Origin of the sequence: Staphylococcus sp. GDB9P120P, from assembly GCF_017893435.1 — a bacterium.
Classification (GTDB): domain Bacteria; phylum Bacillota; class Bacilli; order Staphylococcales; family Staphylococcaceae; genus Staphylococcus; species Staphylococcus cohnii.
Map to the genome: position 1 here is coordinate 1 of NZ_JAESNB010000017.1, position 12,178 is coordinate 12,178.

The window sequence follows — 12,178 nt, forward strand, 5'->3', positions numbered from 1 at the left end:
AGTCACGCCGCCATCGTTCATCCTGAGCCATTATCAAACTCTCCATAAAAATATGATGTTTGATTAGCTCATAAAATACTAATTTGTGTTATCAATAACACGTTGTTTTGATTCAACATTTAATGTTGAAATCGGAATTAACGTTGACATATTGCAATTCAGTTTTCAATGTTCATTTAAATATATATGGTGGAGACTAGCGGGATCGAACCGCTGACCTCCTGCGTGCAAAGCAGGCGCTCTCCCATCTGAGCTAAGCCCCCATATTCTTTTTAAATAAGAGTCGGGAAGACAGGATTCGAACCTGCGACCCCTTGGTCCCAAACCAAGTGCTCTACCAAGCTGAGCTACTTCCCGTATTTATCATAAAATCATTCTAAAAATGGTGCGCCCAATAGGAGTCGAACCTATAACCGCTTGATTCGTAGTCAAGTACTCTATCCAATTGAGCTATGGGCGCTCTATTAAAATGATGGTGCCGAGGACCGGAATCGAACCGGTACGATGATCTCTCATCGCAGGATTTTAAGTCCTGTGCGTCTGCCAGTTCCGCCACCCCGGCAAAATAATGGAGCAGAAGACGGGATTCGAACCCGCGACCCCGACCTTGGCAAGGTCGTATTCTACCGCTGAACTACTTCTGCAAAATGAAACTGGATGAGCCATAGAGGATTCGAACCTCTGACCCTCTGATTAAAAGTCAGATGCTCTACCAACTGAGCTAATGGCTCATGAAATGGTGCCGGCCAGAGGACTTGAACCCCCAACCTACTGATTACAAGTCAGTTGCTCTACCAGTTGAGCTAGGCCGGCTATTCACTTTTGAAAATGGTGGAGGATGACGGGTTCGAACCGCCGACCCCCTGCTTGTAAGGCAGATGCTCTCCCAGCTGAGCTAATCCTCCACATATTTATTATAAAGCCTGGCAACGTCCTACTCTTGCGGAACGTAAGTCCGACTACCATCGGCGCTAAGGAGCTTAACTTCTGTGTTCGGCATGGGAACAGGTGTGACCTCCTTACTATAGCCACCAGACAAAATAACTTACTCAATGTATGATACATTGTTTATTAATCAATTACAATAGTTAATTTTACACTATCTTAAAGAAATTCACAAGTTCTTTACTTAATGCTCATTATGTAAATGCTCGTTTTTGACGACTTTTATATAATACTATGTTTTTTCATTAAAGTCAACGGTTTTCGTAACTTTTATTTAAAACATATACTTTATTTCGCACGTATTCGCGTTTACTTAACTCGACTTGAATTATCTTACCATAAGAAATCTCAGTTTACCATACCTTTTTTGGTATATTTTTATATTTAAATAGCATAAATATGCATAATTGTATCTTATTACTTTATTATTTTTAGTTTGTTGTTAAAAAAATCGCTCTATTCCATTTGTTTAAAGTTCAGATTTATAATTAAAAAGGATTAAACATCATGCCTCTTATCTGTGAGTCACAATATTTAATCCCTTAATTTAAGTTGATCTATATTATTTTTGTCTCATGTATGGGAATAATAATACATCTCTAATTGAAGCTGAATCAGTAAGTAACATAACAAGTCTATCAATACCTATACCTAAACCACCTGTTGGAGGCATACCATATTCTAATGCTTCAATGAAATCTTCGTCCATTTCATGTGCTTCATCATTACCTTGTTCTTTTTCAACTAATTGCGCTTCAAATCTTTCTCTTTGATCTATAGGATCATTTAATTCTGTAAATGCATTACCATGTTCTCTACCTACAATAAACAACTCAAAACGATCCGTAAATCGAGGGTCTTCTGGATTTTTCTTTGCTAATGGTGATATTTCTATTGGATGACCATATATAAATGTAGGTTGTATTAATGTTTCTTCAACTTTTTGTTCAAAGAATTCGTTTAAAATATGACCGTATTTCATATTGTCAGTTATTTCAACACCGTGCTCTTTAGCAAGTGTTTTAGCTTCTTCGTCACTCTGAACGTTAAAGAAATCAATACCTGTTACTTCTTTGACAGCATCTGCCATGTGAACTCGTTTCCAGTTTGATTCTAAGTCAATAATTTCTTCACCATAATTAATTTTTGCAGTGCCAAGTACTTTATTAGATATATGTCTAATCATATCTTCTGTTAAGTCCATAATATCGTGATAGTTTGCATATGCTTCGTAAAGTTCAATCATTGTGAACTCTGGATTATGACGTGTAGATACACCTTCGTTTCTAAACACGCGACCAATTTCATATACTTTCTCTAAACCACCAACAATTAATCGTTTTAAATGTAATTCTATTGCAATTCTCATATATAATGTTGCATCTAAGGCATTATGATGTGTTACAAATGGTCTTGCTGCCGCTCCACCTGCAATTTGGTGCATCATTGGTGTTTCTACTTCTAAGAATCCTTGATTGTTTAAGTAATTACGCATTTCTTGTAAAATTTTACTTCTATTAATAAAAGTTTGCGTGCTATCTTGGTTTGTTATTAAGTCTAAATAACGTTGACGATAGCGTTGTTCAATATCTTGTAAACCGTGGAATTTATCTGGTAATGGTCGTAATGCTTTTGTTAAAAGCGTGAATGATTTTGCTTTGACTGACAATTCACCAGTGTTTGTTTTGAACATAACACCTTCAATACCTACGATATCTCCTAGGTCTGCTGATTTCCATAGTTCAAATTGTTCTTCTCCAACTTGATCTTTTCTTACATAAATTTGAATTTGACCTGATAAATCTTGCACGTGTGCAAAGCCTGCTTTACCTTTACCACGTTTCGTCATTAAACGTCCAGCTATGCTGACATGACTCTCTTCTTCTTTTTCTTGTAATTCTTCTTTAGAGAATTGATCCCAATCTTCATGTAACGGAGTAGCCATTGAAGTTCGTACAAATTTTCCGCCGAATGGATCGATACCTAAATCGTATAGCTCTTGCATTTTTTGACGACGCACCTGCATTTGGTCGTTCATTTCTTCTGACATAACTTTCTCTCCTTTATACTTCTTGTTCTATTTTAATTTTAGCCCCTACTTTTTGTTAGAATGCGAGGAATATCTATCATTTATGGTTATTGTATCTTGATTTGTTCCAATCATTTCTTACTTTACCATGACCACCCTATCTTTTAAATACAAAGATGGGTATTTCCCTATGTACTCAGCACTAATTTTTCAATTTTCAATTTTACTAGAGGTCATGAATGTAATAAAGTAATTTAAGCTTATATATTTCAGCGTATGCTAAAGTATCTGTTTAATCTTTATGAATGAAACAATTTTTAAAATACGCATTTTTACTGTGCAGCAATTCAGTGTATATAACTATTACTGCAATTGTTATACAATACATGTTGTTCTAGTTAGAGTTAATCTTGTTATATCAGTTGTATTAATGATTTAACATGCTTCTACCGCGTCCAAATAATGATAGAAGAAATCAAATGAATTTCACAATTAATATATAATAAAATTGCAAGTATAGCTATTCAATAAAAATGCTTTGCTAGGACTCATTCTCATTGAATTTATACATCGTTGCTTTCTTAACCCTTATATTGTTTCACTGAATTATCTAACGTTACTAAATTTCTAATTTTTTTGTTTGTATGAGGTTCAGTAAAATCTGGCGCAATATCATTGAGTGGTATGAGCACGAAAGAACGTTCCAGCATACGTGGATGCGGTATAACCAAGTCATCTTCATTTATAATTTGTTTATCAAATAATAAAATATCAACATCTAATGTTCTAGGACCCCATCTGATATCTCTCACTCTATGCAACTGTTGTTCTGTTTCTAGGCATGCATTTAATAAATCACGAGGTGTCAGTGTCGTTTGTATTTCAATACATTGATTTAAAAATTGAGGTTGCTCAACATATCCTACAGGATCAGTTTCATAAATTAGGGATGTTTGTGTTACATTGATACCTTCTGTTTCATTCAAAATATGAATCGCTTGATTAAGCTGTGTTTCTCTATCTCCAACGTTACTTCCTAAACCTAAGTATGCATATGACATTAGAAATTCTCCCTCACTATTTCTACGCCTACACCTTCATAATGGCCTGGTATAGGTGGATTTTCTTTAGTGATTCTAACTTTCGTTTCCATTACACGATTATAGTGTGAATTTATACGTTTTGCAATACGTTCAGCTAGATGCTCTACTAAATTCACTGGTTTACTTTCCATGATTGATTTAACATCTTCATATACTTCACCATAGTGAACAGTGTCAGTAACTTTATCTGTTTCACCTGCAAGACTTAAATCAACTTTCATTGTCACATCTACGATGAATATTTGGCCAATTTCATTTTCGGCTGGTAAAGCACCGTGATAACAATAAAATTTCATACCGCTAAGAAATATCGTGTCTCTCATCCTCATTCTCCTTTAAATAATCCATGCTTTGAGCCAAACGGGCGTTGAGCATAACATTATGAACCCTCACACCTTTAACACCTTTCATTATACCATATGCAGTAGTGGCGGCTGTTGCTTCATCTCTTTCAGTTGCTTGTGTGTCTCTATCTATCATTTCTTTAATAAATCTTTTTCTACTTGTCGCTAATAGTACAGGATAATCCGTAGCTATTAACTCGTCCAAGCGTGCCATTACTTCTTTTTCTTCATCTCTTGTTTTTGCAAAACCAATGCCAGGATCTATCCAAACTTTTTCTTGGGGAATACCTGCCATTTCTGCTTTATTTGCTTGTTTCAATAAATGTAGAAGCATTTCATCCACAACTGGCATTGTTCGATTACCATCACCATTGTGCATCAATATGATCTCGCCTTCATATTTAGATACAATATCAAAGATTTTTTCGTCATATAATCCAGCCCACTGATCATTAATCATTGTAGCGCCTAATTTCATCGCTGCTTCTGCCACTTCACTTCTATATGTATCAATAGAAAGTTGCACGTCTAATTGGCTGAGTGCTTTTACAACTGGGACTACGCGTTGCAATTCTTCAGTTACACTGATTTCTTCGTAGCCAGGACGTGTAGATATACCGCCAACATCTATAATATCTACACCTTCTTCAATCATTTCTTCCGCCCTTTTAACAGCCTTTTCTACTGAATTATATTTACCACCATCAGAAAATGAATCTGGAGTTACGTTTAATATGCCCATAATTTTTGTATGTGCCATCGTTACTTTCTTCCTTTCACTGTTAAATACCTCATCGCTAGCTTAGTAATCACTATTCTATAATAACGCTAATTTATAAAATTTTCAGTAAGCAATGCTCATATAACAAAAAATTTAAGTCTAATTCATTTTACCCATTTAAATAATCAGTAATTGGCAAGAACGCATTCAAATATATTAATCATTTCGCATTTTGACCTATTTCCATTGAATTACTTAATTTTATAGACGCTATCAGCACGTCATTAACAATCATTACAATACTTCAACTTAACATTAGCTGCTGTACATGTAATTCCGTATGGGCGTATTATTATACTAAAATCTAGAAAACGACAAAATCTTCACAGAAAGCACACAAAAAAACTGTCGACAAAGTCAGTAACCTTGTCGACAGTCTGAAACTGATCAAATCTACACATGATCGGTTTTATAAATATATTTTTAATCTTCAAATGAATATAAAGGTGTTGAAAGGTAACGTTCACCATTACTTGGCAATACAGTAACGACTGTTTTACCTTTACCTAAAGATTTTGCTTTTTCGATAGCTGCATAAATTGCTGCACCTGAAGAAATACCTCCAAGTATACCTTCTTCTTTAGCAACTTTACGAGACATATCCATCGCTGTTTCATTACCTACTTTTATAACTTCGTCATAGACATTCGTATCTAAAGTATCTGGTACAAAGCCAGCTCCTAAACCTTGTAATTTATGTGGTCCTGGTTCTCCACCACTTAATACTGGTGAATCTTCTGGTTCAATAGCTACAAGATTAATATCAGGGTATTTCTCTTTCAATACTTTACCTGCACCAGTTAATGTACCACCAGTACCAACACCTGCTAAGAATGAATCAATTGTTTTCCCTTCAAATTGTTCAACCAATTCTGGACCAGTTGTCAATTCATGCACACGTGGGTTAGCTGGGTTTTCAAATTGTTGTGGTTCATAATAGCCGAATTCTTCTTTTAATTCTTTTGCTTTTTTAATAGCGCCTTTCATTGCTTCTGAACCTGGTGTTAAAACAACTTCTGCACCATAAGCTTTCAATAAATTACGACGTTCTTGACTCATTGTTTCTGGCATAGTAAATACTGCGTTATAACCTTTAGCAGCACATACAAAAGCTAAACCTATACCTGTATTACCACTCGTTGGTTCTACAATTGTATCTCCTGGTTTGATTTTTCCATCTTTCTCTGCCTCTTCAATCATTGCTAATGCAATACGGTCTTTAACTGAGCCACCTGGATTTTGATATTCTAATTTTACATAAACATCTGCAGCATTTTCATCCACCACATTGTTTAATTTAACTACTGGCGTATTACCAATTACCTCAACGATATTATTTACTGGTTTGTTTGTCATAAGTATTGCTCCTTTTCATTAAAAAGTTTAAAACCTACTTTTTCTATCGGATATACTTTATATTTTATCAGATTTTGATTTGAATACAACTAAGAAGATTGAAAATTACAATATTTTTATAATTTATACTGATTTGAACATTATTTTAAAGGATTTTTTACATCTTTTCTAATAATTCCTGTAATTCATTTTCTGTATATTGATATTTACTTCTACAAAAGTGGCATTCTGCTTCTGCACCATGATCTTCATTAATCATACTTTCAATTTCAGCTTGACCTAGTCCTTTAATTGCATTCAAAAACTTTTCGTGGCCACAATTACATTCAAAACTTGCAGGCATTTCTTCTAAAATTTGAACTTCATCTTCACCAAGTATTTCATATAAAATTTCTTCTGGCGCTAAACCTTGATCAATTAATTTCGAAACTGGTGTCATATTGTTGATTGCTGTTTCTAATTTATTAATTGTTTTTTCTTCTGCACCAGGCATCACTTGAATGATAAAACCACCTGCAGCTTTTATAGAATTATCAGGATTTACTAATACGCCTAGTCCTACAGATGACGGCACTTGTTCACTTTTTGCGAAGTAATAAGTGAAGTCATCGCCTAATTCACCGGATACAAGTTCACTTGAACCAGAGAAATAATCTTTCATTCCAACGTCTTTTACTACAGTTAATGCACCATTGGTTCCAACAGCTCTACTAACATCTAACTTCCCAACGTTATTCAGAGGAAAGTGAGTCTGTGGGTGGGTCACGTACCCTCTTACATGGCCACTGGCATCAGCATCAGCTATAATTTTACCGATTGGTCCTTGTCCATCAACCGTAACTGTTAATTTTTGTTCACCTTTTAACATAGCACCCATCATCAACGTTGCAGTCATCGTTCTGCCAAGTGCAGCTGATGCTGTCGGCCAAGTATAATGTCTTGATTGTGCTTCTTGAATACTTTCTGTAGTTAATGCACTATATGCTCTTATTTGTCCTTCGCAAGCCAATGCTTTAACGATGTAATCATTTGTCATTTCTATAATTTCTCCTTTTATACATTGTAATGTTTTAATTGTTTTCTGATTTTTATATAGAATTTCATCATACTTTTTATCAATGCAATTTATTGTAAGTGTTCAGTCAAAAAATTGCTACATATCTGTTTGTAATTTGGTCGATTGATAAATATTAAAAAAGCTTCTTTCCACATCAATATGATAGCAGAAAGAAGCTTTTTGTTCAGTTATTAATTTCTATTGCTTGGATCGTTAGGATCACTTGGGTTGCTAGGTTTATCGATATTTGGCGCTTGCTCATGACCTGTATCTTCTGAGTCATCATTGTCATGTTCGCTATCTTTACTTTCTTTATCGATATCTTTTTCTTCTTGTTGATCTTCTTCTTGTTTACCATCTTCTAGTTGTTCTTTTCGTACATCTTCATAAGATTTACCGTATTTACCTTCTTTAAATTCACTTTCTTGATCACTAACAACTTCTGCTGCATCGTAATCAACTTCTGGTAATACACCATCATAGAATAATGAACGAATTTGCTCAGCAACTAATGTTTCTTCTTTTAATAAAGATTCAGCAATTAAAAGTAATTGTGATTGATGTTCTAAAAGAATGTTTTTACAACGTTCGTATTGTTCTTTAATAATACGTTGAACTTCTTTATCAATTTCATACGCAATTTGTCCAGAATATTCTGGATCGCCTTGCATGTCTTTACCTAAGAATACTTGTCCATTACTGCTACTTGTGAATTGTACCGTACCAAGTTTCTTACTCATACCATATTCAGTAACCATTTGACGTGCGATTTGTGTTGCACGTTCAAAGTCATTTGAAGCACCTGTTGATACTTCGTTGAAATTAATATCTTCAGAAACTCGCCCACCTAGCAAACCACAAATTTTATCTAGTAATTCTGGCTCAGTCATTAGGAAGCGATCTTGTTTTGGTAACATCATTGCATAACCACCAGCTTGGCCACGTGGTACGATGGTAACCTTATGGACAACCTCTGCTTCATCAAGCACCATACCAATAATAGTATGGCCTGCCTCATGGTGTGCTACGATATTACGTTCTTTTTCAGAAATGACACGTGATTTTTTAGCAGGACCAGCAATCACACGGTCAGTTGCTTCTTCAATATCACGCATATCTATTTTCTTCTTACCTTCACGTACTGCAACTAATGATGCTTCGTTCAGCAAGTTTTCTAAATCTGCACCAGAGAAACCAGGTGTTCTTTGAGATACTGCTTTTAAGTCTACTGTTTCATCAAGTGGTTTATTTCTAGCATGGACATGTAGAATAGCTTCACGTCCTTTTACGTCTGGACGACCAACTTGAATTTGTCTATCGAAACGACCAGGACGTAATAATGCTGGGTCTAAAATATCAGGACGGTTTGTAGCAGCAATCATAATGATGCCTTCATTTTCACCGAATCCATCCATTTCAACTAGTAATTGGTTTAACGTTTGTTCACGTTCATCGTGTCCGCCACCAACACCTGCACCACGTTGACGACCAACTGCGTCGATTTCGTCAATAAAGATAATACAAGGTGCGTTTTTCTTAGCATTTTCAAATAGGTCACGTACACGGCTTGCGCCGACACCTACAAACATCTCAACGAAGTCTGAACCACTGATTGAGAAGAATGGTGTACCAGCTTCACCAGCTACTGCACGAGCTAATAAGGTTTTACCTGTACCTGGAGGTCCTACTAGTAAAACACCTTTAGGAATTCTAGAACCCATTTGTTTAAATTGTTTATTATCTTTTAAGAAGTCAACAATTTCTATTAATTCTTGTTTTTCTTCATCTGCGCCAGCTACATCTGAGAAGCGTACACGTTTTTTCTGACTGTCGTACATTTTAGCTTTGGATTTACCAAAGTTCATCATGCGACCGCCGCCACCGCCGCCTCCTTGTGCTTGACTAAGGAAGAAAATAAATAATAAGGCTATGATTAAAACTGGAATTAACGTAGTTAAGATGCTTACAAATACGCTTTGTTTTTCTTCTTCTTTAACCGTAAATTTCAATCCATCTTGACTTTGTGCTTTATCTGTTATTTTTTCAAGCTCTTTATCATTATTATATAAAATAGTTGAAGAATAATCTTCATCTTTTTTAGTTTTACCACTTACCATATATACATTTTGTTCTGGCTGAATTTCTAAGGATTTCAATTCACCTTTATCTAATTGCTTAACAAATTGATTATATGTAAGCTGTTTTGGCATATTTCCGTTACCATTTAGCCACGAAAACAAGCCAAATATAATAACGCCAATGATTGCGATAACTAGCACGTTACGAAAGGCTTTCTGCATGCGTCGTTTCCTCCTACTTCAATAATAAAACTAACAAAAATTGTAACACAATACACAAGTGTTGGGCTAGTAATTCTACTTTTGTATGTACGTTACAGTTCCTGTTATTTTTATACTTTTTTATTTTGATATACAAACAGTTAACATATACTTTATAATCTATTCTTTAAATGATTTACGTATATGTCCTCGTATTTTATCAACATACTATGTATATCGACTCATTTAATCCGATTACGTTTTACAGTATATAACAATATTTCATACGATTAAATTGTACTGCTTATTTTGAATAAATTTCTGGTTTAAGTGTACCAATATATGGTAGGTTTCTATAATTTTCAGCATAATCTAATCCGTAGCCTACTACGAATTCATCTGGAATTTTTTTACCTACATATTTTGCTTCGATATCCGCTTTGCGACGATTTGGTTTGTCTAATAATGTTACAATTTCCAGTGAATTGACTTTTCTTGATTCCAATAATTCAGTTATTGATTTTAATGTTGTTCCTGTTTCTAAAATGTCTTCAATAATCAAGATGTCTTTTCCTTCTATTGAACCACTTAAATCTTTAAGTATTTGTACTTCACCCGTTGATTCAGTACCGCCATGGTAACTAGAAACATCCATAAAATCGATAGCTAAATGTGTATCAATATGTTTGATGAGGTCTGTCATAAACATTACTGACCCTTTCAAGATACCTATACAGACAAGTGGTTTACCTGCATATGCTTCAGTAATTTTTGCACCCAAGTCTTTACATATTTGTTCTATTTCTGCCTCATCCATTAATATTTCCTTTAAATCATCTCGCATAATTTCATTCCTCTCCCGTATTTCGTATGAAAATAGTATCTTTATATTCATTATTTAAGTATAACGTACCTATAGCAATAATTGTTTCATCTGCATTGACTAAAATTGGTAATTGGTTTCGCTCAGTTTGTATAATTTTGCGATCAATAAGTAATCGACTAACTTTTTTATGTCCTTTTACACCATTTAGTTTGAATTTATCTCCATTATTTCTAGTTCTAACGACTAACGGATAATCATCTTTTGGAAAATTATCTGTTATGTCTATACTATAATGACCATAGTGATATAAGCCTGGTTGCAAAATCTTTGTTGGCACAAGACATTTATCATAATTTGCCATTATTATAAATTTATCATAAGCGATATAAATATTCCATTTATCCGTTGTATATATTGTACATTGAGTAACTTTGCCTTCGAGTTGCTGAAACCAGGATTCGTACATTTTTTCAGTCATTGATGTCGTAACCTGTAATTTTGAAAATATTTTATCTAAAATAATTATTTTAATATTATGATTTAAATTAGAAAATGCAACTCTTGGAATTACTGTTTCTGTCTTATCAGCATTTTCATGAACATGAGTTTCTATAAAATGTAACGCATTGTCATGTAATGCTTGCAGTTGCATATCATGCCAATCTTTCAACTTAAGTAACTGTTTTGTAGATAAATGGAGATTGCTATCGATGGCAGGTAAAATACGATTACGAATATCATTTCTTACATAATGATTTTCAGCGTTTGTCTCGTCTTCATAATAAGGTACCTCATAATTTTGCTGATAGTTTCGAATGTCCGCTTTTGTTGTTTCTAACAATGGTTTGCACAACATATAAGCGTCTCGTGAAGTCAGATATGACATACCTAAACTACTTCTAGTTGAACGTCCAGTCATCAACCGATAAAAGATAGTCTCAATTTGATCATCTTGATGATGTGCGGTTAATAAGACGTCCGCATCCAGCTCCACCATCATATCATCAAACCATTGATATCGTTCGTTCCTTGCAATATTTTCAATGCTGTTACCTTGTTCAATGACTTTCGATAAATCTAAATGATGCACGAACAATGGAATTTGATACGACTCACAATATTTTCTTATAAATGATTCTTCTTCTTGTGCAATATCACGAATATTATGATTCACATGTAAGCAAGTTAATTTTCTATACGATTGAGACAACTGATTAATTAAGTTGTGCAATAATACCATGCTATCAATCCCCGTTGAAACGGCTAACACAATATGTTGGTCTTTATTCCAACCATCAGCATTAACTTCTACCATAGCTTACCTCCTATGTCACAATGCGAAAGATTTTTTACCTTTGAGTTTTACATGTACGTTGCAACGTCTGTACACAACAAAAAATAGACTGTTTCCTTAAGTAAGAAAACAGTCATTTATTGTCAAAGTCAAACGTCATTAAA

Annotated in this window: 9 protein-coding genes, 8 tRNA genes and 1 rRNA gene; all 18 read right to left on the reverse strand. The window is 34.4% G+C overall.

What is annotated here, in order from left to right:
• Window positions 1-187 precede the first annotated feature (187 nt).
• The 18 genes from KA856_RS13145 to tilS all read right to left on the reverse strand — a co-directional run bounded on the left by KA856_RS13145 (window position 188) and on the right by tilS (window position 12,035).
• A tRNA-Ala gene (locus KA856_RS13145) sits at window positions 188-263 on the reverse strand.
• Window positions 264-283: 20 nt separating this feature from the next.
• Window positions 284-357, reverse strand: a tRNA-Pro gene (locus tag KA856_RS13150).
• Between the two features lie 26 nt (window positions 358-383).
• A tRNA-Arg gene (locus tag KA856_RS13155) sits at window positions 384-460 on the reverse strand.
• Window positions 461-473: 13 nt separating this feature from the next.
• Window positions 474-562, reverse strand: a tRNA-Leu gene (locus KA856_RS13160).
• 7 nt (window positions 563-569) lie between these two features.
• Window positions 570-644: transfer RNA gene (locus tag KA856_RS13165), tRNA-Gly, on the reverse strand.
• 14 nt (window positions 645-658) lie between these two features.
• Window positions 659-731: transfer RNA gene (locus KA856_RS13170), tRNA-Lys, on the reverse strand.
• 6 nt (window positions 732-737) lie between these two features.
• Window positions 738-813 (reverse strand) — tRNA-Thr (locus KA856_RS13175).
• A 16-nt stretch (window positions 814-829) separates the two neighbouring features.
• A tRNA-Val gene (locus KA856_RS13180) sits at window positions 830-905 on the reverse strand.
• 16 nt (window positions 906-921) lie between these two features.
• Window positions 922-1,036: ribosomal RNA gene (rrf, locus tag KA856_RS13185) — 5S ribosomal RNA — on the reverse strand.
• Window positions 1,037-1,507: 471 nt separating this feature from the next.
• A complete protein-coding gene (lysS, locus tag KA856_RS13190; protein ID WP_181187775.1) occupies window positions 1,508-2,995 on the reverse strand; it encodes a lysine--tRNA ligase in 1,488 nt (495 codons plus the stop codon).
• 560 nt (window positions 2,996-3,555) lie between these two features.
• The gene (gene folK / locus KA856_RS13195; protein ID WP_107386282.1) at window positions 3,556-4,035 is read right to left on the reverse strand and encodes a 2-amino-4-hydroxy-6-hydroxymethyldihydropteridine diphosphokinase; all 480 of its coding nucleotides are present in this window, start codon (window positions 4,033-4,035) and stop codon (window positions 3,556-3,558) included.
• Complete coding sequence (folB, locus tag KA856_RS13200) at window positions 4,035-4,400, reverse strand: dihydroneopterin aldolase (RefSeq protein WP_107386283.1); 366 nt, start codon at window positions 4,398-4,400, stop codon at window positions 4,035-4,037. The genes folK and folB overlap by 1 nt, the downstream gene beginning before the upstream one ends.
• Window positions 4,378-5,181, reverse strand: coding sequence for a dihydropteroate synthase (gene folP, locus KA856_RS13205; protein ID WP_107384077.1), 804 nt, complete (start codon window positions 5,179-5,181; stop codon window positions 4,378-4,380). Before folP ends, folB begins: the two co-directional genes overlap by 23 nt.
• Before the next feature lie 444 nt (window positions 5,182-5,625).
• Entirely contained in the window at window positions 5,626-6,558 is a 933-nt protein-coding gene (gene cysK, locus KA856_RS13210) for a cysteine synthase A (RefSeq protein ID WP_107386284.1), read from the reverse strand.
• Window positions 6,559-6,715: 157 nt separating this feature from the next.
• Entirely contained in the window at window positions 6,716-7,594 is an 879-nt protein-coding gene (gene hslO, locus KA856_RS13215) for an Hsp33 family molecular chaperone HslO (RefSeq protein WP_107386285.1), read from the reverse strand.
• Window positions 7,595-7,806: 212 nt separating this feature from the next.
• A complete protein-coding gene (gene ftsH, locus KA856_RS13220; RefSeq protein ID WP_107386286.1) occupies window positions 7,807-9,915 on the reverse strand; it encodes an ATP-dependent zinc metalloprotease FtsH in 2,109 nt (702 codons plus the stop codon).
• Between the two features lie 283 nt (window positions 9,916-10,198).
• Window positions 10,199-10,738 (reverse strand): hypoxanthine phosphoribosyltransferase, encoded by a 540-nt coding sequence (gene hpt / locus KA856_RS13225; protein WP_019467964.1) that lies wholly within the window; start codon window positions 10,736-10,738, stop codon window positions 10,199-10,201.
• Window positions 10,739-10,742: 4 nt separating this feature from the next.
• Entirely contained in the window at window positions 10,743-12,035 is a 1,293-nt protein-coding gene (gene tilS / locus KA856_RS13230) for a tRNA lysidine(34) synthetase TilS (RefSeq protein WP_107386287.1), read from the reverse strand.
• Window positions 12,036-12,178: the final 143 nt, after the last annotated feature.